Source organism: Pseudomonas wuhanensis, assembly GCF_030687395.1.
Taxonomy (GTDB): domain Bacteria; phylum Pseudomonadota; class Gammaproteobacteria; order Pseudomonadales; family Pseudomonadaceae; genus Aquipseudomonas; species Aquipseudomonas wuhanensis.
This window is the reverse complement of the sequence record NZ_CP117430.1, coordinates 4,037,954-4,061,262: the sequence shown is the minus strand read 5'-3', so window position 1 is coordinate 4,061,262 and position 23,309 is coordinate 4,037,954. Positions and strand designations below refer to the sequence as shown.

The 23,309-nt window shown below is 51.5% G+C and carries 23 protein-coding genes; 19 read left to right on the top strand and 4 right to left on the bottom strand.

Annotation, left to right across the window (positions count from 1 at the left end):
* Positions 1-3: 3 nt before the first annotated feature.
* The 4 genes from PSH88_RS18575 (at position 4) to PSH88_RS18560 (ending at position 4,282) form a co-directional block, all read left to right on the top strand.
* Positions 4-1,008 (top strand): ArsJ-associated glyceraldehyde-3-phosphate dehydrogenase, encoded by a 1,005-nt coding sequence (locus tag PSH88_RS18575; protein ID WP_305421975.1) that lies wholly within the window; start codon positions 4-6, stop codon positions 1,006-1,008.
* Positions 1,009-1,017: 9 nt separating this feature from the next.
* Complete coding sequence (gene arsJ, locus PSH88_RS18570; RefSeq protein WP_305421973.1) at positions 1,018-2,238, top strand: organoarsenical effux MFS transporter ArsJ; 1,221 nt, start codon at positions 1,018-1,020, stop codon at positions 2,236-2,238.
* 339 nt (positions 2,239-2,577) lie between these two features.
* Positions 2,578-3,177: a S1 family peptidase gene (locus PSH88_RS18565; protein ID WP_305427024.1), complete on the top strand. Its 600-nt coding sequence runs from the start codon at positions 2,578-2,580 to the stop codon at positions 3,175-3,177.
* Between the two features lie 202 nt (positions 3,178-3,379).
* Positions 3,380-4,282: a universal stress protein gene (locus PSH88_RS18560; RefSeq protein ID WP_305421972.1), complete on the top strand. Its 903-nt coding sequence runs from the start codon at positions 3,380-3,382 to the stop codon at positions 4,280-4,282.
* Here PSH88_RS18560 and PSH88_RS18555 read toward each other — a convergent pair.
* Complete coding sequence (locus tag PSH88_RS18555; protein ID WP_305421970.1) at positions 4,276-4,692, bottom strand: hypothetical protein; 417 nt, start codon at positions 4,690-4,692, stop codon at positions 4,276-4,278. The two genes, PSH88_RS18560 and PSH88_RS18555, sit on opposite strands and share 7 nt — an antisense overlap.
* Positions 4,693-5,015: 323 nt before the next feature.
* Between PSH88_RS18555 and PSH88_RS18550 the strand changes: the two genes are divergently transcribed.
* Positions 5,016-5,852 carry an undecaprenyl-diphosphate phosphatase gene (locus PSH88_RS18550; RefSeq protein ID WP_205891140.1) on the top strand — a complete coding sequence of 279 codons (837 nt, stop codon included), beginning with the start codon at positions 5,016-5,018 and terminating at the stop codon, positions 5,850-5,852.
* Between the two features lie 69 nt (positions 5,853-5,921).
* On the opposite strand, the gene rfaH is transcribed toward PSH88_RS18550, so the two are convergent.
* Genes rfaH through galU form a run of 3 tightly spaced genes read right to left on the bottom strand, consistent with a single transcriptional unit; the run spans position 5,922 to position 7,736 of the window.
* A complete protein-coding gene (rfaH, locus tag PSH88_RS18545) occupies positions 5,922-6,428 on the bottom strand; it encodes a transcription/translation regulatory transformer protein RfaH (protein ID WP_205891141.1) in 507 nt (168 codons plus the stop codon).
* On the bottom strand, positions 6,425-6,853 hold the full coding sequence (locus PSH88_RS18540; RefSeq protein WP_305421968.1) for a phosphomannomutase: 429 nt from the start codon (positions 6,851-6,853) through the stop codon (positions 6,425-6,427). Before PSH88_RS18540 ends, rfaH begins: the two co-directional genes overlap by 4 nt.
* A 49-nt stretch (positions 6,854-6,902) precedes the next feature.
* A complete protein-coding gene (galU, locus tag PSH88_RS18535) occupies positions 6,903-7,736 on the bottom strand; it encodes a UTP--glucose-1-phosphate uridylyltransferase GalU (RefSeq protein WP_305421967.1) in 834 nt (277 codons plus the stop codon).
* Between the two features lie 624 nt (positions 7,737-8,360).
* Between galU and PSH88_RS18530 the strand changes: the two genes are divergently transcribed.
* The 14 genes from PSH88_RS18530 to PSH88_RS18465 all read left to right on the top strand — a co-directional run bounded on the left by PSH88_RS18530 (position 8,361) and on the right by PSH88_RS18465 (position 23,283).
* Positions 8,361-8,801: a low molecular weight protein-tyrosine-phosphatase gene (locus PSH88_RS18530; RefSeq protein ID WP_305483315.1), complete on the top strand. Its 441-nt coding sequence runs from the start codon at positions 8,361-8,363 to the stop codon at positions 8,799-8,801.
* Positions 8,802-8,846: 45 nt separating this feature from the next.
* Entirely contained in the window at positions 8,847-11,072 is a 2,226-nt protein-coding gene (locus PSH88_RS18525) for a polysaccharide biosynthesis tyrosine autokinase (protein ID WP_305421965.1), read from the top strand.
* A 210-nt stretch (positions 11,073-11,282) separates the two neighbouring features.
* Positions 11,283-11,495, top strand: a complete 213-nt coding sequence (locus PSH88_RS18520; RefSeq protein ID WP_305421964.1) for a hypothetical protein — start codon at positions 11,283-11,285, stop codon at positions 11,493-11,495.
* A 64-nt stretch (positions 11,496-11,559) separates the two neighbouring features.
* Positions 11,560-12,594 (top strand): beta-galactosidase, encoded by a 1,035-nt coding sequence (locus tag PSH88_RS18515; protein WP_305421963.1) that lies wholly within the window; start codon positions 11,560-11,562, stop codon positions 12,592-12,594.
* Between the two features lie 2 nt (positions 12,595-12,596).
* Positions 12,597-13,856: an O-antigen polymerase gene (locus tag PSH88_RS18510; protein ID WP_305421962.1), complete on the top strand. Its 1,260-nt coding sequence runs from the start codon at positions 12,597-12,599 to the stop codon at positions 13,854-13,856.
* Positions 13,857-14,010: 154 nt separating this feature from the next.
* A complete protein-coding gene (locus PSH88_RS18505) occupies positions 14,011-15,186 on the top strand; it encodes an MATE family efflux transporter (RefSeq protein WP_305483313.1) in 1,176 nt (391 codons plus the stop codon).
* Entirely contained in the window at positions 15,183-16,247 is a 1,065-nt protein-coding gene (locus tag PSH88_RS18500) for a polysaccharide pyruvyl transferase family protein (RefSeq protein ID WP_305421959.1), read from the top strand. The genes PSH88_RS18505 and PSH88_RS18500 overlap by 4 nt, the downstream gene beginning before the upstream one ends.
* Before the next feature lie 20 nt (positions 16,248-16,267).
* Entirely contained in the window at positions 16,268-17,413 is a 1,146-nt protein-coding gene (locus PSH88_RS18495) for a glycosyltransferase family 4 protein (RefSeq protein WP_305421958.1), read from the top strand.
* Entirely contained in the window at positions 17,406-18,512 is a 1,107-nt protein-coding gene (locus PSH88_RS18490) for a DUF1972 domain-containing protein (RefSeq protein ID WP_305421957.1), read from the top strand. Before PSH88_RS18495 ends, PSH88_RS18490 begins: the two co-directional genes overlap by 8 nt.
* Before the next feature lie 53 nt (positions 18,513-18,565).
* A complete protein-coding gene (locus tag PSH88_RS18485; RefSeq protein WP_305421956.1) occupies positions 18,566-19,969 on the top strand; it encodes a mannose-1-phosphate guanylyltransferase/mannose-6-phosphate isomerase in 1,404 nt (467 codons plus the stop codon).
* An 80-nt stretch (positions 19,970-20,049) separates the two neighbouring features.
* Entirely contained in the window at positions 20,050-21,120 is a 1,071-nt protein-coding gene (rfbB, locus tag PSH88_RS18480; RefSeq protein WP_305421954.1) for a dTDP-glucose 4,6-dehydratase, read from the top strand.
* Positions 21,121-21,165: 45 nt separating this feature from the next.
* Positions 21,166-22,044 (top strand): glucose-1-phosphate thymidylyltransferase RfbA, encoded by an 879-nt coding sequence (gene rfbA, locus PSH88_RS18475; RefSeq protein WP_305421953.1) that lies wholly within the window; start codon positions 21,166-21,168, stop codon positions 22,042-22,044.
* Positions 22,041-22,580 carry a dTDP-4-dehydrorhamnose 3,5-epimerase gene (rfbC, locus tag PSH88_RS18470; protein ID WP_305421951.1) on the top strand — a complete coding sequence of 180 codons (540 nt, stop codon included), beginning with the start codon at positions 22,041-22,043 and terminating at the stop codon, positions 22,578-22,580. Before rfbA ends, rfbC begins: the two co-directional genes overlap by 4 nt.
* A gap of 430 nt (positions 22,581-23,010) precedes the next feature.
* Positions 23,011-23,283, top strand: a complete 273-nt coding sequence (locus PSH88_RS18465; RefSeq protein WP_305421949.1) for a hypothetical protein — start codon at positions 23,011-23,013, stop codon at positions 23,281-23,283.
* Positions 23,284-23,309: the final 26 nt, after the last annotated feature.

The following is a 23,309-nucleotide window of genomic DNA, read 5'->3' as shown; positions in this document are numbered from 1 at the left end:
AACATGACTATCAAAGTGGGCATCAATGGTTTTGGTCGCATCGGTCGCCTCGCTCTGCGCGCAGCCTGGCGCTGGCCAGAGTTTGAGTTCGTGCAGATCAACGATCCGGCGGGCGACGCGGCAACCCATGCGCATCTGCTGAACTTCGACTCGGTGCATGGCCGTTGGAATGACCAGGCCGACTCCGAGGGCGACAGCATCGTCATCGACGGCAAACGCATCAAGGTCACCGCCAACAAGGCGATTGCCGACACCGATTGGTCGGGCTGCGATCTGGTGATTGAAGCCAGCGGCAAAATGAAGACCGTCGCGGTGCTTCAGGCTTACCTCGACCAAGGCGTGAAACGCGTGGTGGTCAGCGCTCCGGTGAAGGAGCAGGGCGCGCTGAACATCGTCATGGGCGTCAACCATCAGCTGTTTAACCCGGCGGAACATCGCATCGTTACTGCCGCGTCATGCACCACCAACTGTCTGGCGCCGGTGGTGAAGGTGATCCACGAGAAACTGGGCATCCGCCACGGCTCGATCACCACCATCCACGACCTGACCAACACCCAAAGCATCCTCGATCAGCCGCACAAGGATCTGCGCCGGGCACGGGCTTCGGGCATGAGCCTGATCCCGACCAGCACCGGCTCCGCCACCGCCATCGCCGAAATCTTCCCGGAACTGCGCGGGCGTCTGAATGGCCACGCCGTGCGCGTGCCGTTGGCCAACGCTTCGCTGACCGATTGTGTCTTTGAAGTCGAGCGCGTCACCACGGTTGAAGAAGTGAATCAGTTTCTCAAGCACGCGTCCGAGAACGAACTGAAGGACATCCTCGGTTTCGAGGAGCGTCCACTGGTGTCCATCGACTACCGCACCGACCCGCGCTCATCGATCATCGATGCGCTGTCGACCATGGTCATCAACGGTACTCAAGTCAAAATCTATGCCTGGTACGACAACGAATGGGCTTACGCGAATCGCACCGTCGAATTGGCCAGGATGGTCGGTCTGGCCGTTTAAGGAGCGGTGATGAAAACGTTGTCAGCCCTCGCTCCGCCAGTGCGGCAGTACCTGCTCGTGACGGGCAATTACTGGGCCTTCACCCTCACCGACGGTGCTTTGCGCATGTTGGTGGTGCTGCACTTTCACGCGTTGGGCTACAGCCCGCTGCAAATCGCGGCGTTGTTTCTGTTCTACGAACTTTTTGGTGTGATCACCAACTTGGTGGGCGGCTATCTCGGCGCCCGACTGGGCCTGAACCGGACCATGAACATCGGGCTGGGGATGCAGGTTGTGGCGCTGTTGATGCTGACGGTGCCAGTGGCCTGGCTGACGATCCCTTGGGTGATGGGCGCGCAAGCGTTGTCGGGGATCGCCAAAGACCTGAACAAGATGAGCGCCAAAAGCTCGATCAAGCTGTTAGTGCCCGATGGGCAGCAGGGCAAGCTTTACCAATGGGTAGCCATCCTCACCGGCTCGAAGAATGCACTCAAGGGTGTCGGTTTCTTTCTCGGTGGGGCATTGCTCGCGCTGATAGGTTTCAAGGGAGCACTGCTGGCCATGGCAGGCGTCCTGGCGCTGATTTGGGTCAGCAGCTTGATCCTGTTGAAGAAGGATTTGGGCAAGGCCAAAGCCAAGCCCAGGTTTCGCGACATCCTGTCCAAGAGCCGGGCCATCAACATTCTGTCGGCGGCCCGGATGTTTCTGTTCGGTGCTCGCGATGTCTGGTTTGTCGTGGCTTTGCCGGTGTACTTGAGCAGCGTCTTTGGCTGGGATTTCTGGAAGGTCGGTGGATTCCTCGCGGCCTGGGTGATCGGCTACGGCATTGTGCAATCGTTCGCCCCGCGAATCACCGGCAAGCAACGGGGGCATGTTCCTGATGGTCGAGCGGCGTTTCTGTGGGCGCTTGCCCTGGCAGGCCTGCCCGCGGCAATCGCTCTGGGCCTAAACAGCGGGTTGTCGCAACAAGGGGTGCTGTTAGGCGGCTTGATGGTCTTTGGTGCGCTGTTCGCGGTGAACTCCTCGCTGCACAGCTACCTGATCGTGTCCTATGCCAAGGAAGATGGCGTGTCGCTGGACGTGGGTTTTTACTACATGTCCAACGCCATGGGACGGCTGATCGGCACCGTGCTCTCGGGCTGGGTTTATCAGGCTTTGGGGCTGGGGGCGTGTTTATGGATATCCAGCGCATTTGTTATTTTCGCGGCATTGATTTCTGTGGCGTTACCGAGGCATGCCGAAGTGAGTTAAATTGGCTGGCGGCGGCTGTTTCACTGGCTTTACTCGAAGTATGTAACTTTCATTTTTATTTTTCTTACTTGTGGTTTGCCATTTTTCAGGCGTCAAATATTTGCAGTTTGTTATATGGATCGAAAAGCAATTAGCCTTAGCACAATTCATTCATACGCATTTATTAAAACCTCAGCCATAAATAACCAACCAGACCAGAGTGCGAGGAAAACTACAAGCGCCTGACAACTAAAGATTCACCACAACAAAAAATCAAAACCTCCTTATAAGTCGGTGATAATCATGATTAAAGTCATGGCCTACTTTTTAACAGGAGCTGTTCTTGCAGGATGCAACGGTATGGTAAAACCCGACTTGTCGGGGCCTGCCAATGATTCATACTTTTCTGTCTTCTCGGGCTTTCCTTTGCCCTATCTGTACATGGCCTCGGCCGTGCAATGGAACGAAGACTATGCCGTCACTACTCGCCACACCCCCCTCATCCGCAACGTGAAATACAGCTGCAGCACTGGCTGCGACCTTGTTTTCATCCAGCACAAGGCCGACGGCCGCTACCCGTCATGGCGCGCACCGCGTGTGGGTGAACACATCACGGCCGTGGGGGCGAGCCCCTACATGACGACCGTCACCGGGCAAGGCAAGGTGTACCCGGCGCCTTTCATCAATAGCGATGAAGGCAGCGGCGAACGCTATGCCATCCATGATGCTCCGATGATAAAAGGAATGTCGGGTGGCCCCGTCATCGCCAGTGACGGCAACATTGTCGGTATCAATGTCGGCTTTTTCTCCACCACCCTTAATGATGTGAGTTTTCACCCTGGGTTAAAGGGGGCTGAAAGAGTCAGCATCTTTATCCCTTACGCGACTATTCAGCGTGAATGGGAGCTGATGCAGGTGAAGCTTAACGATCCGCATGGCGCGAAGTATGCGAAGAAGTAACTTTGCGTCGTCAAACAATTGGCCGTCGGGATGGGGTTCATCGTGGTGGATACGATGATCCACATCTTGGCGGGTTAGTTGAATCCAGGCGTATATTGATTGTGTCGATCCGGGTCATTGAGGCGATAGCAGATCGCTGGCGGCGCGACAGACGAGAGGCTGGGGGAGCGAGCAGATATCCCAGAACGTTTGGAGGTTTGACATGAGCCAATATCAACGACTCTTTCTAATAGCCGGTCCCACCATGCGTCACACGCCGGCGCTGCAGCGGGCCGTCGCCCTTGCCGAAGCCACGGGCGCAGCGCTGCATATCACGGTGTTCATCGAAGATTCCAACATCCTGGGTTTGATCCATGCCAGTGCGCGGTTTCGTGAGGCTTGCCAGCAAGAGAACGAAAAATGGCTCAAGGATGAAGCCGATCTGATTCGTGGGCGCGGGATCAACCTGAGTACCGAGGTGCTTTTCACACGCGACGCACTGCAAGAGATCCTTCAACACGTGACAACAACGCAGGCGGATCTGGTTATCAAGGACGTGCAGCATGAGTCGGCGCTCAAACGCGTTTTCATCACGCCTCTGGATTGGCATCTGCTGCGTGAATGTCCGGTGCCTGTCCATCTGGTCAGCGAAGTCAGTTGCCCACTTCCGCGCGTGATCGTGGCGGCAGTCGATCCGTCGCATCCAGAGACTCAGATCACTGGAATCAACGACCTGATCGTCCAGGCTGCGAACGAATTGGCAACGCAATGCCAGGCAGAAATGCATCTGCTGTATGCCTACGATCTATCGCAGACGCATATATCCGATGCGGGCGCGGGTGCAGTGACGATGCCCGGCTTCAACAGCGACGTGCGCAAGTCTTTGCACAAGTCATTCATCACATTGGCCGATCACTACGGCGTGCCCACCGAACGGCAACACTTCGTTGCAGGGCCGCCCGGTAAAGCGCTGGCCGACTTTGCAGCGCATCACCGGGCCGACGTGATCGTCATGGGCAATGCGCATCGCAAGGGGCTGGAGAAATGGGTGGGCAGTACCACGGAACATGTTCTGTATCGGGTGCCCTGCAACATTCTCGCAGTCACCGGGCAAGCGGATCAATAAACGGATCCGTTGTTAAGTGAGCTGGAAAGGGGGCCTCGGCGGCCGGCTCGGGATTTTTTCAGGGCGCGTGCCGAGATATCCCGGTAGGTGTCACTATCGGTCGCCGCGAGCAGCTTTCCACCGTCCTTCAATGTGGCCATAAAGGTCACCTCGGTGTTTTTGCCGGCAAGCAGATAGCCGGCGATGGCTCCGACGGGACCGAGCAACATGGCGCCCGCGAGCCCCAGGCCTATGGCGGACTTGATGTTCTTGTTGGAATCAGTGTTCTGAATGGTCAGATCTTTAAACTCCGAGACCGGGAAGCTGGTTCCAAGCCGGGGTTTGACGGACGTTTTGAGAGTGATGGTTCCAAGGTGATATTCCCCGGCGCCCTGCGGGAAGTCACCGGCGAGCACTATGATCTTTGCCATGTGGAGTGTTCTCTTGGGCGATCATTTTTGGGTAGGACATTGCGCGCGCCCAAAATCAAAACGTCAACGATCCGACGATGAGTGGCATCCATAGATTTGCGATAAACAAGTACCAGTCCTGCAAAACAATTTCATTCGCAGGCGTAGGCCATTTGCAGGAGGCCGGCGCTGGTGTTCCGACATGGACGTTTTATAACGTTTAGCTCAACCAGGCAGAGAGTGCGCTTTAATCTTCCGCTGGTCCGACAGGTTCAATCGCGATCAGGACAAATGCTCGGCATCATCAACAGACCTTTCAGCCGAGAGGGTTTAACGGGGGATTAATGGACTTCTGGACCACTACGCAGGTATCGATTCTAGGGTTGGTTGAAGGGCTGACAGAGTTTTTGCCCATTTCCAGTACCGGTCACCAGATTATTGCCGCGGACTTGCTCGACTTCGGCGGCGAGCGAGCCATGGCGTTCAATATCATTATTCAATTGGGGGCTATTCTGGCGGTCGTCTGGGAGTTCCGTCGCAAGATTCTGGAGATCACCACCGGCTTGCCGACCCAGCGTAACGCGCAACGTTTCACGCTGAATCTGTTGATCGGTTTCTTGCCGGCGGTTGTCCTGGGTGTGATGTTCGCCGACAAGATCCATGAGTATCTGTTCAACCCGATCACCGTGGCCGTGGCGCTGGTGATAGGTGGAATCATTATGTTGTGGGCCGAACAACGCGAACATGTAGTGGTGATCGATCACGTGGACGAGATGCGTTGGACCGATGCCTTGAAAGTCGGTTGCGCACAGTGCCTGGCGATGATCCCCGGTACTTCACGTTCGGGTTCGACGATTATCGGCGGGTTGCTGTTTGGCCTGTCACGCAAGACGGCCACTGAGTTTTCGTTCTTCCTGGCGATGCCGACAATGGTGGGTGCCGCGGTGTACTCGGGCTATAAGTATCGCGACCTGTTCCAGGCCGCAGACTTGCCGGTCTTTGCCCTGGGGTTTGTCGCTGCATTCCTCTTTGCGATGATTGCCGTGCGCGGGTTGCTCAAGTTCATCGCCAACCATAGCTATGCCGTGTTTGCCTGGTACCGGATCGGGTTCGGTTTACTGATTCTGGCGACGTGGTTTTTGGGTTGGGTCGACTGGAATCACCTCTCGGAAGCGGCGTAGGTTTTCCTGCATCCAAAAAAAACGCCGCTTGTTGTTGAGCGGCGTTTTTGTGTGAGCAGCTTAAAGAATCTAAAGCTTGTTGACCCGCGCCAGCGGCAGGCTGATTTGCTGTTCACGCTGCAGGAAATTCAGCATCAGCAGCACCCGTTCCTCGCCGTCCATGGCCAGGAACACCGCTTCGAGATCGCAGAATGGACCTTCAGTGATGCGCACCGCATCTCCGTGTTTCAACAGCGTGGTCACGATCGCCTGGCTGTCCCGTTCCTGGAGTTCGTCGATCAATGCATCGCGGATAGGCAGTGGCTGACCGCCGAACCCGACGACGCGCGAAACACCGCGGGTCGAGCGCAGCGGACCCCAACTGTCCTGCAGGCTCAGGTGAATAAACAGATAGCCTGGAAACAACGATTCGCTGATCACTCGACGCTGCCCGCGCAAAACGCGCTCACGCCTGTAGGTAGAGCGAAAACAGTCATAGCCCTGACGCTGCAAATGTTCCTCGGCGCGCTCATCCTGTTTGGGCTTGCACTGGAGCAGGTACCAGGCTTTGGGGGCGTGTTCTGCTATGGCGTTCATTCGAATGCCTCCTGTGCATCGATCTGCTCCAGCAGCTCGGCGGTTTTGCGCTGCATGAGCGAGCTGTCGCCGCGACTTTCCACGGTCAGGCACGTCACGCAATCCTCGCCCGAGAGGCGCAAGCTGAAGCGCCAGTCGGCAAAGACCAGGTTCAGCCCGTCGTTCTCGTTGATGTCCAGAGCATCGACGGCGTAGCGCTGCTTGATGCTCGCCAGCAACGCCGGGCCATCCTTGACTTGACGGCGGATCTCTCCGGAGGAGGGGAAGGCGCCGATGCGTTCCACCAGCAGCACCGGTTTCTGCACGCGGGAAAAAATCAGTTCCGACGCATAGGCGCGCACGATGCGGTACGCGAGGTTGTGCTTAAGGTCAGCGCCATACGGGTGGCGACTGTCATCTGCCTTGAAACCGCTCAACGTATTCATAGAGGCTTCGTCCATAGGGTAATTAAGACCATATCGGGGCGCAGCAACATCACAGGGCGTTCTGATGCAGATGCTCGAAACAGAAGTTGGTGGCTTCGATGTAACCCTCCGCACCGCCACAATCAAAGCGTCGGCCCTCGAACTGATAAGCCAGTACGCAGCCGTTCTGGGCCTGCTTCATCAGCGCATCGGTGATCTGGATTTCACCGCCCTTGCCAGGCTCGGTGTCAGCGATCAGGTCGAAGATATCGGGGGTCAGAATGTATCGACCGATGATAGCCAGGTTGGACGGGGCATCTTCCGGGCGCGGCTTTTCAACCATGCTGTTGACCCGGTAAATCCCCTCGCGAATCAGCTCGCCGGCAATCACGCCGTACTTCTGAGTCTGCTCACGGGGCACTTCCTGAATGGCCACGATCGAACAGCGGAACTGCTCGTAGAGCTTGAGCATTTGCGCCAGCACGCCATCGCCCTCAAGGTTCAGGCACAGGTCGTCGGCCAGCACCACGGCGAATGGCTCATCACCGATCAATGAACGACCACTGAGAATGGCGTGCCCCAGACCCTTCATCTCCACCTGACGGGTATAAGAAAAACTGCAGGTATCGATCAGTTCACGAGTGCCGTGCAGGTACTTTTCCTTATCGGTGCCACGAATCTGATGTTCCAGCTCGTAGCTGGTATCGAAATGATCCTCCAGCGCGCGCTTGCCCCGGCCGGTGACGATGGCCATATGTTGCAGGCCGGCGTCACGCGCTTCCTCTACGGCATACTGGATCAGCGGCTTACTGACAATCGGCAGCATCTCCTTCGGCATGGCCTTGGTGGCGGGTAAAAAGCGGGTCCCATAGCCGGCGGCGGGGAACAGGCATTTACGAATCATGGAAGCGTCCTTGAAAGTAGACTGATGGAGTGGCTAATGGCAGAAGGAAAGATTCGAGCCAGATTGGCGGAATCGGTCACGCTGGGGAGCGCGGGCTCGAAGCGGCCCGATCACTCGAGAAAAATGTGTGCAACGCGCTCGCCAGAGGCGGGCAGGGGATATATCGGGTGGTCGGTTGGCCGGCGAGCATGCCCGGTTGTTCCACTGCATGCTCCTGACACGATCCGCTGTAAACAACGTTATTGCCCAAGGCGTCCTTTCCCAACTACTAACCGAATGTTCGACACCCTGGCAATGCACTAGCGGAACGGCTATACATTAACCATTCGCGATTTCGGTGTAATTTAGATTGAACGATCGCGAGAAAACGACAACTGTTAGAAATTGTCTGGATAAATTTTAGAGCTGTTATTTTCAGCGCTTAAAGAGCGAGATGTTATTTTTTGTCTGAATAAAAAGTTGGGGGCTGTTTAGGTGTCGTGGTAATAAATACGCATTGATTGTTTTTATGTTTTTTCTGCAGTTGCCGGGTTTGTAAATGCCCGGATTCATTCGTAGTTTAAAGCTCTTATGTTCGGCAAGTGCTAGGTCACCGCCAATGTTGACAAGACGGGGAAGGTCATCTTGCTTAAAAGGGTTTTGATTGTCTGTGTTGGCAATATATGCCGCAGCCCCACCGCGGAGCATTTACTGCGCGGGGCACTCGTTCATTCCGATATCCAGGTCAGCTCGGCCGGCCTTGCCGCTTTGACGGGCAAACCCATCGAGTCGACGGCACACGCCGTACTCACCGAGCATGGTCATCTGCCCCATGAGCACCAGGCCGTTCAGCTCACCTCTCAAGCCGTCAGTGAGGCGGACTTGATTCTGGTGATGGAGCGACGGCATATCAGTGGCGTGCTCAACATCGCCCCTGAGGCGCGGGGCAAGGTGTTGCTGTTGGGCAAATGGCAAGACGATCGAGAGATCAGCGATCCCTACCGTCAAGGCAAACCTGCTTTTGTGCACGCTTATGCGTTGATCGAAGAAGCCGTACACGCATGGGCACAGCGTCTAGCACGCTGATGGCCACTCCTTTTTGAATCGTAATCAAGGCAAAGAATCCGACTTATGCAGCAAGCACCGGTAGTCAACGTGCGGGACGACGACAATGACGAGATTGATCTTCTCGGCCTGTTTGGAACACTCATCGACCATAAATGGCTGATTGCCGCGGTTACCGGTGCCTTTATGGTGACTGGGGCCGCGTACGCGGTGCTTGCGACCCCGGTGTACCAGGCGAATGCGCTGTTGCAGGTTGAAGCGAAAAAGAACGATTTGCTGGGCTTCTCCGATGTCGGCAGCATGTTGGGGAAAGAGTCGCCTTCGGCCACTGAGATCGAGCTGATCAAGTCTCGAGCGGTGATTGGTAAAACGGTTGATGAGCTGAAACTTGATGTCGTCATACAACCAATGTACTTCCCGGTGTTCGGTGAGTTCCTGGCTCGTCGATTCCAGAATAGTAATCCCGGTGAAATGGCCGATGCCTTGTTTGGGCTGAACAGTTTCGCCTGGGGAGGGGAGTCGCTGAAGATATTCAAACTGGATCTTCCCGACTCGCAACTGGGCAAGAAGTTAACCTTGACCACGGGTGAAAATGGTCATTACACCTTGGTGGACGAAGACGACAATCTATTGGCCGCCAGTCAGACGGGACAACTTTTCGAACAAAATGGCGTTACATTCCAGATAGAGGAATTGCACGCCAACCCAGGGACTCGCTTCAGAATCATCCGCAATTCTCGCCTGACCAGCATCCTCGACTACCAAGAGGATTTGGATGTATCCGAGCGAGGAAAAGACTCGGGCATGATCGGCCTGGCATTGGAAAGTACAGATCCGGATCAGGCCATTAAAACCCTCAATGAAATTGCCGCTATTTATGTGCGGCAAAACGTAGAGCGCACTTCAGCTGAGGCAGCGCAGAGCCTGGCGTTTCTCAAAGAGCAACTTCCGGTGGTCAAGAAGGACCTGGAAAAAGCCGGGAATGCCTTGAATGAATACCAGACGCGTAGCAAGTCTGTGGACATCACGCTCGAAACCAAATCTATTCTCGATCAGATTGTCGGGCTCGATACCAGCATTTCCGAGTTGAAGTTGCAGCAAGCCGAGATGGATCGCAAATTCACCCGCCAACATCCCGCCTATCGCGCATTGTTGACTCAAATTGGTGAGTTGAGCAGCAAGCAGAAAAGTTTGGCGTCCAAGGTGGAGGGCCTTCCCTCCACCCAGCAAGAACTGCTGAGCCTTACCCGGGATGTAGAGGTCGGTACTGCCATTTATACCCAGCTGCTGAACAAGTCTCAGGAACTGGATGTGATGCGGGCGGGGACCGTCGGCAATGTGCGCCTGATCGATGCCGCGGACGTCAACTTCCTCAAACCGGTCAAACCGAAAAAAGCCCTGATTGTATTGATCGCCACGATTCTTGGCGGCTTCCTGGCAGTGGCCTTGGTGCTGCTACGCAAGGCGCTGAATCGGGGACTCGAAAGCCCGGAAGCCATCGAGCAACTGGGGTTGCCGGTTTACGCATCGATTCCCTACAGCATTTTGCAGAAAACCGAAGAAGACAAAGTCTCCCGTGGACGAGGGCGTGCCAATGGGACTTCATTGCTGGCCGTCACTCATCCTACTGATTTGGCAATCGAGGCATTGCGCAGTTTGCGTACCAGTCTGCACTTCGCCATGCATGAGGCTGACAATAACCGCTTGATGATTTCCGGGCCTAGCCCTCAAGTGGGTAAAACGTTCGTTTCGGTCAACCTCGCGGTGGTGATAGCACAAACCGGTCTGCGGGTATTGTTGATCGATGTCGACATGCGCAAGGGTTATCTGCACAAAGTGCTAGGTGTGTCTTCAGACAATGGGCTCTCCGATGTCTTGGCCCGGCGCTGCGATATGGCCACCGCCATCCATAAGACAAAAATCGACAACTTCGATTTTGTCAGTCGGGGCCAGATCCCGCCCAATCCTTCCGAGTTGCTGATGCACGCCAATTTCAGCGCGCTATTGGAGCAGGTGAGCGAGCAATACGATTTGGTGATTCTCGATACGCCGCCACTGCTGGCGGTGACAGATGCGGCGATCGTCGGGCGCCTGTCCGGGACCAACCTGATCGTGACGCGCTATGGCCTGAACCCGGCAAAAGAAATCGAGTTGACAGTCCGCCGGTTCTCCCAGAATGGCGTTGCTATTAAAGGTGCGATTTTTAATGGCGTGGAGAGAAAAGCCTCCAATAAGTATGGCTACAGTGATTATGGGTATTACCACTATGCCTACACCTCTGACAAAAGCTGATGAGTCTTGAGCTGATTGCGTCATAAGTTTGGACGATACTGCTGTTGTTCTTGAATTTTTATTGTTGTTGCTGCGCTGGATCATTAGCCGCTAGGCATGATCAAACCGATATTTCATGGAAGCACTACGTTCTGAGGAAGATGACGAAAAATCCTGGGGCGGTAGCGTGCCTAAAGCTTAGTGAGCCCTAGAGTCTGGACTGAAGGTAGGATGTTGATAGTCGTACTTTTGTTGGCGTCGACATTTTTTGCCGCACTCACTGCATTTCTCGTGGGCAGAAAAATTGTCAGCTATTTAAAAGTTACTACAGTGGTTTTGATTAATGCTGATCAGGATGTAGATAGCGAAGTAACAAGCTTTGCAGCAAAAAAACTGGGAGAGCTTGGGTGCCATGCAGTAGAAGTGGTAGCGAGCGTCATTTGATTTGTTCAGATGATTTAGCATCCTATGAACCTATTTATACCGCTCCTGCATCCCGAGAACAGAAATGGCAAGAAAATATGGCCTTGGATACGCTAAATGCTTTGCAAGAAGATTTGGTGCTTTTGCTGTAATAGCAATGGTGGCTGTTTTTTTTGTAAGTCAATCATTTACCAGTTCAGCTATAGACTATAAGTCTTTTTCTGTTCCAATTTATAGCGTGTGGGTAAGTAGTGCTGCAAAATATAAACAGTTGGATAATAAGTGTTTGGCCGGTATTACTTACTACGTCGGATGGCGAAAGCTTGAACCTGTTAAGGGGGAGTTTAACTTCGAGGGAATTGAGGAGTTATTGCGCTCAGCAAGGCGGCACAACAAAAAGGTAAACCTGGCGCTGCTAACAGGACGCTGGTCTCCCGATTGGGTGCTTAGCCAAAGTCGGCAAGTCAAGTGGCTCCACAATGATACGTATACAGCCAACGATATTAATGTTCGTAGTGAAGCGCCCGTGCCATGGGACTCTGCGTATCATGCTAATTTGCGCCAGTTGCTGACGGAAGTCGCCGCGCGGGTACTTCCGTTCAAGGATGTAATAAATTCTATATCTGTTACAGGAGGGAGCAATACAAATGGAATAGAAATGAATTTTATTGCGTCGGACTATGAGCTGAAAAAGGTTGGTTTTACGAAGGAGGAATATGTGAATAGCTGGGTTTCTCTGGCCCGAGATTATCATGAGATATTTCCAGGTATTCCACTTTCTATTGCTGTGCATACACATTACGGGTCCATGAGGACAAATGAGATATCCGAAGAAGTCATTAAGCGCTCCAAAGTGTTCTTAAAAGATGACCTGATTCTATCTGCTCTGGCCTTCACAGATGAAAAGTGGTTTAAGAAAGGTAATCTGTATGCTGATTTAGTTTTATCTGAGCCAGCGAGTCAGAGGAAATCTCTTCAGTCGATAAAAAAGTATTCATCTCTCAATCAAGTCGAGCGATTCAATTTGATGCTTATCAAAGCAGAAAAACTAGCACCTTCCTGGGTTGAAGTATGGGCTGATGATGCAGATGCATATATTAAATGCGTTGGTGAGATGTAGTTATGATGGCAATAATTACTCTGTTGCTTGCGATATCCCCATTTTTGTTTTTTAGGCCTAAGGATTTTTTTCAGCCGGAATTTTTCTTAAATTTGTATTTTATAATGCTTATTGGGTTGGGGCCGTTGGCATTATCGATTTTGCGGCCAGACATATATAGGCAGGGTAATTACTCTACCGTGCTATCAATAATAGCCATAGGGTTTGTATGCATAAATTTTGGCTTTGCGCTTCAAGATATAATCCACAATAAGTTTAAGATAGTCATCACTGGAACGCTCTATCGAACAGTTTTAAGTTATAAGACGTGGGTAAGTTCGCGGAAAAAACAAGTGCGATTTGTTGGGCTGGGGTTGGCATGTTTGTCTTGTTTGGCTTCTGCTATATATTTTTTGAGGGCAGGGCAGATACCCTTGTTCGCGGCGGACAAAGAAAGTGCAAGGGTTGCAGCACTTTCAATATCTGGAAATGGATATTTTCTTTATATTATGACTCTGGGGGTATTTGCCCCGGCGTTCTATTATTTGCCTTCGGTGTCGGCTTCTGGAAAGAAAGCATTCAAAAATCCGTTGTTCATTGCTATAACAACAATGCTGTGTTGTATGTTGCTGTTTACTGGGTCGCGTAGATATTCAATTTGGCTTGGGATCTATTTGATATCTATATATCACTACCTTGAAGTTAAAGTTTCAATTAAAAAAATGATGCTGTTCGCCGTGGTTGGAGTGGTGTTTGTAAATGTATTTGAAATGGTCAGGAATCCAAATAGCGACACAACTGTTGATTTTATGACGACTGCTGGCTATCGCTTAATTGTATATATTTCGAATCTGGAAAAAGTGTTTACTGCATTTATAAATCATGATCCGCTTTATGGGGCTACATTTTTCATGGATGTCGCGACAATTATGCCCGGGAAGCAGGTGGATTATCAGTCTTGGTTAAAAGAGATTGTTGGGCTGGAGTTTGAGGGGTTTGGAATACCTCCTACTGTTATGGGAGATATGTATATAAATTTTGGATATCCTGGAGTTGTCCTGGGTTGTACGTTGTTAGGGTATCTAGTTAAGCTGATATACAGGAAGAAAATTCTTCAAGGGAAGACAGGCTTTGGGATAATTATTTATATATCATCATTGGAGATATTTTCGAAGATTATTACATCTGGGATTTCTGCTCAGAGTATGAGTGTTTTATGGATGGTAATGGTTTATCTGTCGATATATTTGTTTTTCAGGCTTCTGTCGCCTAAATCGATATAGCGTTAGAAGCGGACATCTGGATTTCTCAAATGTCCTTGATAAAAAGAGGTTTGGCTTCGGACACCGCATCCAAAAAATACTTGCTGTTGAAGGCGCACTTTAAATTGAACGAGCGATTTCAAGCCGCTGACTAACCGCGAGCAGGACATTTCCCTTGAAAGCAATTCAATTGTTGATCTCATCGTTTGGCGCCGCGGGTGCGACTTTTTTACTTCAAGTCATACTCAGCCGAACCTTGGACGCAGCCAGTTTTGGCCTTATATCATTTTCCAACGCAATTACTATAACGCTGGGGGCGCTGGCGTTCAGTGGCATCAATAGTTTGTTGTTAAGGCGTGTCAGTCGGTCACCGTCTGAATATACCGGGTACATGCAAATTGCCTACGTTTGCCTGTTGATCAATACCTTGGGTGCCTATGTCATCAGCATGGCGCTGTTGTACGGAGCAGGCATTGATCTTTTGCAGTCGGTGTTGCTGGCGACAGGAGTGGTCGCACTGTCTTCTCAGGCGATTGTGGTCACCCAAGGTCAACTCAAGAGCAGTCCTCTACGGATTTCGTTTGGCCAAGTGGTGGTGCCGCTTTCAAGGATATTGTTGGTTGCGGCAATTTTTTATTCGCTGGTCCCGAGTTTTACAACCGCTGCAGCAGCCCTGGGGGCCGCTAATATTCTTTGCTTGGTGCTGTGTGCTGCCTTAATAACCCGGCACGGAAAAGCAGCAGGTTTAAAGATTAGAGTTTTTTTTAAGGACTCCATTAAGTATTCGTTGAATGGCGCTCTCAATATAGCTCAGTTGCAGATCCCGATCTCTTTGTTAGGGGTGATCTATGGCTCTACCTATTCTGGATACCTGGCGATTTGCAATACCTTGCTCACGGCGCTCTATATTGCGCCTAATACGGTATTCAATACCTATTTAATAAAAAAATACCATGCGCTTTCGAATGCGGAAAAATCCATACCCATCAAGCACTCATTGTATTCATTTGCAGTGGGAGCTGTTTTTGCGACGGGCTTGAGTTTCTATTCTCGAGAGCTTATTCATTTGCTGTTTGGCGGTGAATATGATTACGCGGCGCAGGTGTTGCAAATAGCGGCACTGTCTATTCCGTTCAGATTTTTCGCAACCCCTTTTGGCGCTGCATTATTGAGCGAGGAGTGGGTGAGTAAAAAGATCCTGGTCGCCAGTGTCGGGATGGCACTACAAGTCGGTTTGTTTGTCTTGTTAATGCAGTTTGAAGCAAAAGGTATTGGTGCCAGTATTGTGGCTAGCGAGTTCTTCATAGCTGTTTCGTACTATATTCTTTATAGAAAGAGTGTGAGTGTATGAACGTTTCTATTATCGGGTATTACGGAGATAACTTCGGTGATCTTCTGATGCTGAAGTCGCTTCTGTCTTTGAGGAAGCCTGGTTTGGCATTTACCGTATTGACTTACGGGGATGCTGGATCGCTCAGGAAACAAAGATTTATTAGCGATAATGATGTGGGCGTGGTGGAGCTTAATAAAGCTAACGCGTTGACCGCATACAGAAATGTAATGAAAAGTTCTGCGATCATTTGGGGCGGTGGAACTTGCTTCATGGATGAGGGCGGGACTGGCGGGATCAAGTACATGGCGCTGGGTCGCTTGTTCGGCGCGAGTGTTATCTATGCAGGTATTGGGGTAGATAACCATAAAAAACTGAAGACACGGCTGATTTTGTTTTTTGCAACTGTAATAGCTAAAGCATTTTACATTAGAGATTCGGCTTCGTTACAGGCCGTTAAAAAAATAAATCCCTGGCTGCGCTCCGGAAAAATAAAACAGTCTGTGGACTTGGCTTATGCGCTCGATATAGACGATGCGCAAGGGGCCAGTGCTATGGATGGCACGGATGATTACATCATCGTGTGCCTGCGTGATCTTGAAGGTTATGGCGAACAATCCAGTACCGATATCTATAGGCAGTTGCTCGGCGTTTCGATCAAGGCATGTAGAACGTTGGGTATTAATAAGGTAGGCGTACTGAATGCGGACGCAGAAGTCGATGCGGGAGTATCACTGTTTGCCGAGCGTGAGCTGGAAGATAGCGGATTGTCGGTATTTAAGATTCCGGGCAGTGATATTGATCTGTCCATAGACTGTATAAAAAAGGCCAGGCATGTGGTCAGTGCCCGATTGCACCCTGCAGTGGTTGCCTACTCGGTAGGGACGCCGTTCTCTTTATACAATTATTCAGACAAAAATAAAAAATTTACCGCTGAGACGCACACCGATGAGTGTTTGATTCACAGGGGGGCGATAAGCGGATTTGTACCTCAATATCATATCGGTACTGCAAGTAAAAAAGGTGCGCAGAGACAGTTGGCGCAGTCGACTGTTCACGAAATATATCAGTTGTTAAATTGAACTGAATAAGGATTTTCTTCATGGCTCATTTGAATTATTTCATAATTGAACCAGTGGGCGGGCACGGTGGAATGAATTATTACAATACCGGCCTCGGACAAGGGTTGGTTCTGAATAATACCTGTGTACATCTCTACACTTGTCCTGAGTCGCAGGAGCAAAGCTCGAATAATTTTACGATAAACAAGTTCTTTAAAGGGGTCTACGGAAAGTCCAATAAGATTGTCAGGCTGATCCGGTTCGTTGCGGCCTTGATGAGATCCATCATTGATATAAAGAAAAAAGGCGGAAAAATTTGCCATCTGCATTTTTTTCAATATTCATTGCTCGAGTTTATAACGTGTAAGCTCTTGAGGTTTAGTGGGATAAAGATAGTCGCAACGGTGCACGATGTTGAGTCATTTTCGGGAAACTCTCTGACAAGAACCCACACCTCTATATTGAAGGCGCCGGAGGAGTTTATTGTTCATAACGAGTTCTCTCGGCAAGAGTTGCGCTCGGTGATTTCGGCGCAGGGGATCGATAAGAAAATAGCTATTATTCCTCATGGTAACTATCTGCCATTCGTGAAAAGGCGGGAGACGGTTTTGTCTCGCCAGCACTTATCACTGCCTGTCGATAAGAAGCTCATACTTTTCTTTGGTCAGATAAAAAAGGTTAAGGGGCTGGATGTTCTTTTGAGTGCGATGGAGATCGTGTCAAAGCATGAACCTGATGCCGTACTGCTAATCGCCGGTAAGGTGTGGAAGGACTCGTTTCAGCATTATGAAGAACTCATAAAATCAAAAAACATCTCAAGGGTGGTGATTCCGCACATTCGCTATATCAATGACGAGGACGTCGATTTTTATTATTCCTCTGCTGATATCGTGGTCCTGCCCTATAAAAAGATCTACCAAAGCGGCGTACTGCTAATGGCGATGTCGTATGGCTGTATTACCGTGTCTTCACGTTTGCCAGCCATGCTTGAAGTCGTGGACGACAGCCAAAATGGCTTTTTGTTTGAAACGGATAATCCACAGGATTTGGCCCGGCAAATACTTGCAGCTCTGGGCTCAAGTTCCGCAGAGGATATTTCGTATAACGCCCGAGCCACAATGATAGAAAATCATGATTGGAAGCGCGTAGCGCGTCAGCACATTAAGGTATTTGAAACTTATGAATAAGCACTTGTTGATTCTAGGGATAAGAGGTATTCCGGCACAGCATGGCGGCTTCGAAACATTTGCCGAAAAACTGGCGGTCTACCTTAAGGAAAGGGGCTGGCGAATTACCGTTTATTGCCAGGAAAGTGGCAGTGGTGCAATAACGGAAACCGAATGGCGGGGTATTCGCCGCGTTCACATACCTGTTTCCAGAGAGGGCGCGCTGGGCACCGTTATTTTTGATTTCAAGGCTGTTCGCCATGCATTGGGTGAAAAAGGTTTGTTTTTGACGTTGGGGTACAACACCGCCATTTTTAATCTGCTGCAACGCGCAAAAGGCCAAACCAATATAATAAATATGGACGGTATTGAGTGGCGTAGAGAGAAGTGGGGGGCCATTGCCAAGACCTGGTTCTGGATGAATGAACGACTGGGTTGTTGGATAGGCAATCATTTGGTCGCCGACCATCCGAAGATAAAGGATCACCTTGCTACACGAGTCAGCGGCGATAAGATCACCATGATTCCCTACGGTGGTGATGAAGTTAAATCGGCGTCTGTCGAAGTGTTGGCGGGTTTCGGGCTAGAACCAAAAAACTTCTCTATTATTATTGCCAGGCCCGAGCCGGAAAACTCTTTTTTCGAGATGGTCGATGCGTTTAGCTCTTCGGTCAGGAATCATAAACTTGTCGTGCTTGGAAACTTCACACCGAACACGAACGAATATCACAAGAAGGTGATGGGCGCGGCAAGTGATGAAGTGATATTCCCAGGTGCCATTTACGATTCGAACGTCGTTCAGGCGCTCAGGTACTTCAGTCGTTTCTATCTCCATGGGCATCGAGTTGGCGGAACCAATCCTTCGTTGGTTGAGGCGTTGGGTGCTGGTTGCGCAATTATTGCTCACGATAATCCATTTAATCGTTGGGTGGTGGGTGAGGGCGCAGCTTACTTTTCGGACAAGCAATCTCTTTCTCGCCTCTTGGATGAATCGCTGGCCGATGAACAAAAAATTGCGGATATGAAAAAAGCCGGCGCCGCAAGATTTGTCGAGTGTTTCAAATGGGAAAAAGTGTTGAGTGCGTATGAGCAGCTTTTCATTGAATGGCGACCCTCATAAGTCATCCATTACTTCGATCTAATCCAGGCTGTTACTTTTCGATGAGGTGCTAAATGATTCCGGTTATTTTATCTGGAGGCTCTGGTTCGCGCCTATGGCCACTTTCGCGACAACTGAACCCCAAACAATTCCTGTCGTTAATAGATACCAATCTCTCTTTACTGCAGGCCACTATTCAGAGACTTGATGGCTTGGAGATACAGAGCCCCAGGCTCATCTGTAACGAAGAGCATCGGTTTCTGGCCGCTGAACAGTTGCGAAAACTGGGCATGGAGAGTGCAAATATCCTGCTTGAGCCCGTAGGCCGTAATACGGCGCCAGCGGTTGCGCTGGCCGCACTGCAAGCTACGGTCGAAGGTCAGGATCCGATGCTGCTGATTTTGCCGGCGGATCACACCATTAAAGATATCGATGCTTTCCAGGAGGCCATCAAGGTCGCTCTTGCGCTGGCAATGGAAGGGAAGCTAGTAACCTTCGCGATAGTGCCCACCTATCCCGAAACGGGGTATGGCTATATCGAGAAGGGTGACGAAATCGGCGGCGGTTTCAGAGTGAACCGTTTTGTCGAGAAGCCCGACCTGGCAACAGCTCAAGAATATGTGCTCACGAAGAATTTTTTCTGGAACAGTGGCATGTTCCTGTTTCGCGCAAGCCGTTATCTGGAAGAGTTGCAAAAATTCCGGCCTGACATTTTGTCTGCTTGTATTGAGGCCTTGGGTAATGGTTCGCAGGATTTGAATTTCACTCGGGTTGACCGGGCTTTGTTTTCTGCATGCCCCGAGGACTCTATCGATTACGCTGTAATGGAAAAGACCGCCGATGCGGTGATGGTCCCGATGAATGCCGGATGGAGTGACATTGGCTCTTGGTCTGCGCTCGCCGATGCCTTTGCAAAAGATGCTGACGGTAACGTGCTCAAAGGGGATGTCTTCGCCGAGAACACATCCAATACCTATGTTCACGCCAATAGCCGTTTGATCGCGACTATCGGCGTCGAAGGGTTGGTCATTGTTGAAACCAACGACGCCATTCTGGTTGCTCGCAAGGATCAAGTACAAGACGTTAAGAAAGTGGTGGAACGGCTCAAGCAATCCGATCGCCACGAATACTCGAACCACAGAGAAGTTTATCGTCCGTGGGGCATGTATGACTCGATAGATAAAGGCACTCGGTATCAAGTGAAACGTATCACGGTGCAACCGGGAGCGAAGTTGTCTGTGCAGATGCATCACCACCGCGCCGAACACTGGATCGTCGTGAGCGGTACGGCCAAGGTGACCAACGGTGAGAAGACTTATCTGGTTTCCGAGAATCAGTCGACTTACATCCCTATTGGTCAAGTGCACGCGCTCGAGAACCCGGGTGTCATTCCCCTTGAACTGATCGAAGTCCAGTCGGGCTCCTATTTGGGCGAGAACGATATCGTACGGTTTGAAGACAAATACGGCAGGGCATGAACCGCAGCCCCCGATGGGTTAGCCACAGCGGGGGCGGGTTACCGATTCAGTCTTTCATCTCGTCGTCAGGATCTCCATTTATGTTTAAAAAAATCCTCGTTACCGGTGGTTCCGGTTTCATTGGATCAGCAGTGGTACGCCACCTGATAAATGAAACCACCTGTACGGTCGCGAACGTCGACAAGTTGACGTACGCAGGCAATCCCGATTCCTTGTCCAGCATTGCCGAGTCGCCGCGCTATCACTTCTTCGAGGTCGATATCTGTGACGCTCAGGCTCTGGATCAAGTATTCGCGACGTTTCAACCGGACGCGGTGATGCATTTGGCCGCGGAGTCCCATGTCGACCGTTCCATCGACGGCCCCGCGGACTTTATCCAGACCAATATTGTCGGCACTTACACGTTGCTCGAGGCAACCCGGCGTTATTGGAATGGACTGTCGGAGGAGGGCAAGCAGGCTTTTCGCTTCCACCATATCTCCACCGATGAGGTGTATGGCGACCTGGAGGGCACCGACAGCCTGTTCAGTGAAACCACACCTTATGCGCCCAGTTCACCCTATTCGGCATCCAAAGCCAGTTCGGACCACCTGGTTCGAGCCTGGCAACGTACGTATGGTCTGCCGGTATTGGTGACTAACTGCTCGAACAACTACGGCCCTTATCACTTCCCCGAGAAATTGATCCCCCATGTGATTCTGAATGCCATCCATGGCCGGCCTCTGCCGGTCTATGGCGACGGCTTGCAGATTCGCGACTGGTTGTTTGTAGAAGATCATGCCCGCGCGTTATGCGAGGTGGTGTACCGGGGCAAGGTTGGCGAGACCTACAACATTGGCGGCCACAACGAGAAAACCAATCTTGAGGTGGTGCAAACCCTGTGCGATCTGCTTGAGGAGTTGGCGCCTGACAAGCCTGCGGGCGTCGAGCGTTATCGTGAGCTGATTACCTTCGTCAAGGATCGGCCGGGACATGATCTTCGTTACGCCATCGATGCGGGCAAGATCGAGCGTGAACTCGGTTGGCGACCACAGGAAACCTTTGAGAGCGGCATACGCAAAACGGTTCAGTGGTATCTGGACCATCAAGGGTGGTGGCAACGTGTTCTTAGCGGTCAATACCGACCGGAGCGTCTTGGCCACGTCGGCTGAAACATTCAAACCTTGCCTCTATTACATTTCGAAGGGAATTCCCAAATGAAAGGCATCATTTTGGCCGGAGGCTCCGGCACCCGCTTGCATCCCATTACCCGTGGTGTATCCAAACAGCTGCTGCCGGTTTACGACAAGCCGATGATTTATTATCCGCTGTCGGTATTAATGCTGGCGGGCATTCGCGAGATATTGATTATTTCCACGCCCCAGGACTTGCCCAACTTCCAGAACCTGTTGGGCGACGGTTCTTCTTTCGGCATTGAACTCAGTTATGCCGAGCAACCTTCTCCTGATGGTCTGGCGCAAGCCTTTCTGATCGGCGAGGACTTTATCGGTGACAGTAAAGTGGCGCTGATTCTGGGCGACAACATCTTCTACGGTTATGGTTTCAGCGTCTTGTTGCGCGAAGCGTCTCAACGGCGCACCGGCGCTACTGTTTTTGGTTATCGAGTCAGCGACCCGGAGCGTTTTGGCGTTGTCGAGTTCGACGATAACGGCAAGGCGATCTCGATCGAAGAGAAACCTAAACAACCGAAGTCCGACTATGCCGTCACCGGCTTGTATTTCTACGACAACGATGTGGTGAGCATTGCCAAGCAAGTCAAACCCTCGATCCGCGGCGAGCTTGAAATCACTGATGTGAACAACGCGTATCTGCAGCGTGGGGATCTGCATGTCGGTGTGTTGGGGCGTGGTTTTGCCTGGCTGGACACTGGCACCCATGATTCGTTGATGGAGGCCGGGCATTTCGTCCAGACCATCGAAGCACGGCAGGGCTTGAAAGTGGCTTGTCTGGAGGAGGTGGCCTACCACCAGGGTTGGTTGTCGGCTGCGCAGTTGGACCAGCAAGCAACCGCGCTACACAAAACCGGTTATGGCCAATATCTGGCACGGGTGCTGTCCACGGAGACGGCAAAATGAATGTCATCAACACCCGGTTGCCTGGCGTACTGATTATCGAGCCCAAGGTGTTTGGCGATACACGCGGGTTCTTTCTCGAGAGTTATCACGAGCAGCGTTATCGCGATGCTGGCATCGATTTGCCTTTCGTCCAGGACAATCACTCGCGCTCGCAGTATGGCGTACTGCGTGGTTTGCACTTCCAGCGGACCCGCCCCCAGGGCAAATTGGTGCGGGTTACCCAAGGTGCGGTGTACGACGTGGTGGTGGACATCAATCCCGAATCGGCCACTTGCGGTGAACATGTAGGGGTCAAGTTGACCGCCGACAACCATCTTCAGCTATGGGTGCCGCCGGGGTATGCCCACGGCTTCTGCGTGCTCAGTGATACCGCCGATTTCCAATACAAATGCACCGATCTGTATTTCCCCGAGGATGAGGGTGGGCTGCTCTGGAATGATCCGGACCTGGGCATTGCCTGGCCTATTGAATCGCCTCAGCTCTCGGAAAAAGACTTGCGCAACCCACGCTTGCGCGCGGTGTTGAGCGGGGCATGACTGATAAATAATGGTCTATAGTTAACATTAACTATTTATGACCTGATGTTATTTAACAGTTAATCTCTGATCACAATAGAATCTTGCGGGATAAGCGCCGGGAAAATCCTGACTAATAATAACAATTGGCGCGAGGGATGAGTGACTCGCACTCGGAAGTTTGTACTGAAAATCCCTTATTGCGAGGTGAATGTCTTGGAAAATCGCCTTTGTTCGTCAATCATTCCTGCTCGGTGCAAGCGCTTTTGCCGATGGAGTGACGAGGTTCGGTGTATGGCATGCACTTCCTATAAATGACATCCTCCAAAGGAGGCAATGTGCATGAACTGCCTCGTTCAATTGACGGGTGACAGTTCATTCACCTGCTGTTCCATTCCCGGTCCCTTAGTATCAAATCTAATGCAGAGTTGATGTCGAGAAGGAGTCTGATATGAAGAAACTAATTACGGCCAGCTTGCTGGCTGTCATGAGCACCGCGGCGTTGGCGGCGGATGAGCCAGTGAGCAAGGCGGTGAGCGAAAGCGAGCCACTATCGTTGAACACCCCGCTGGTCGGGGGCGTGACGGTCGCCGAAACGATGTTGGTCGGCGCGGCCATTCTCGGCGCTGCGGCGGCCGCTTCAAACTCCGGTGGCAGTTCCAATGGCGGTACCTCCGGAACGGGCGGCACAACCGGCACTAGCGGTACTACCGGTACCAACTAATACCCTACGAAGTACGATGTTCAAGA

Excerpts from the sequence above, each read along its gene's own strand:
- PSH88_RS18575 (WP_305421975.1), top strand. The coding sequence starts at position 4 with ATGACTATCAAAGTGGGCATCAATGGTTTTGGTCGCATCGGTCGCCTC.
- arsJ (WP_305421973.1), top strand. The coding sequence starts at position 1,018 with ATGAAAACGTTGTCAGCCCTCGCTCCGCCAGTGCGGCAGTACCTGCTC.
- PSH88_RS18565 (WP_305427024.1), top strand. The coding sequence starts at position 2,578 with ATGGTAAAACCCGACTTGTCGGGGCCTGCCAATGATTCATACTTTTCT.
- PSH88_RS18560 (WP_305421972.1), top strand. The coding sequence starts at position 3,380 with ATGAGCCAATATCAACGACTCTTTCTAATAGCCGGTCCCACCATGCGT.
- PSH88_RS18555 (WP_305421970.1), bottom strand. The coding sequence starts at position 4,692 with ATGGCAAAGATCATAGTGCTCGCCGGTGACTTCCCGCAGGGCGCCGGG.
- PSH88_RS18550 (WP_205891140.1), top strand. The coding sequence starts at position 5,016 with ATGGACTTCTGGACCACTACGCAGGTATCGATTCTAGGGTTGGTTGAA.
- rfaH (WP_205891141.1), bottom strand. The coding sequence starts at position 6,428 with ATGAACGCCATAGCAGAACACGCCCCCAAAGCCTGGTACCTGCTCCAG.
- PSH88_RS18540 (WP_305421968.1), bottom strand. The coding sequence starts at position 6,853 with ATGAATACGTTGAGCGGTTTCAAGGCAGATGACAGTCGCCACCCGTAT.
- galU (WP_305421967.1), bottom strand. The coding sequence starts at position 7,736 with ATGATTCGTAAATGCCTGTTCCCCGCCGCCGGCTATGGGACCCGCTTT.
- PSH88_RS18525 (WP_305421965.1), top strand. The coding sequence starts at position 8,847 with ATGCAGCAAGCACCGGTAGTCAACGTGCGGGACGACGACAATGACGAG.
- PSH88_RS18520 (WP_305421964.1), top strand. The coding sequence starts at position 11,283 with ATGTTGATAGTCGTACTTTTGTTGGCGTCGACATTTTTTGCCGCACTC.
- PSH88_RS18515 (WP_305421963.1), top strand. The coding sequence starts at position 11,560 with ATGGCAAGAAAATATGGCCTTGGATACGCTAAATGCTTTGCAAGAAGA.
- PSH88_RS18510 (WP_305421962.1), top strand. The coding sequence starts at position 12,597 with ATGATGGCAATAATTACTCTGTTGCTTGCGATATCCCCATTTTTGTTT.
- PSH88_RS18500 (WP_305421959.1), top strand. The coding sequence starts at position 15,183 with ATGAACGTTTCTATTATCGGGTATTACGGAGATAACTTCGGTGATCTT.
- PSH88_RS18495 (WP_305421958.1), top strand. The coding sequence starts at position 16,268 with ATGGCTCATTTGAATTATTTCATAATTGAACCAGTGGGCGGGCACGGT.
- PSH88_RS18490 (WP_305421957.1), top strand. The coding sequence starts at position 17,406 with ATGAATAAGCACTTGTTGATTCTAGGGATAAGAGGTATTCCGGCACAG.
- PSH88_RS18485 (WP_305421956.1), top strand. The coding sequence starts at position 18,566 with ATGATTCCGGTTATTTTATCTGGAGGCTCTGGTTCGCGCCTATGGCCA.
- rfbB (WP_305421954.1), top strand. The coding sequence starts at position 20,050 with ATGTTTAAAAAAATCCTCGTTACCGGTGGTTCCGGTTTCATTGGATCA.
- rfbA (WP_305421953.1), top strand. The coding sequence starts at position 21,166 with ATGAAAGGCATCATTTTGGCCGGAGGCTCCGGCACCCGCTTGCATCCC.
- rfbC (WP_305421951.1), top strand. The coding sequence starts at position 22,041 with ATGAATGTCATCAACACCCGGTTGCCTGGCGTACTGATTATCGAGCCC.
- PSH88_RS18465 (WP_305421949.1), top strand. The coding sequence starts at position 23,011 with ATGAAGAAACTAATTACGGCCAGCTTGCTGGCTGTCATGAGCACCGCG.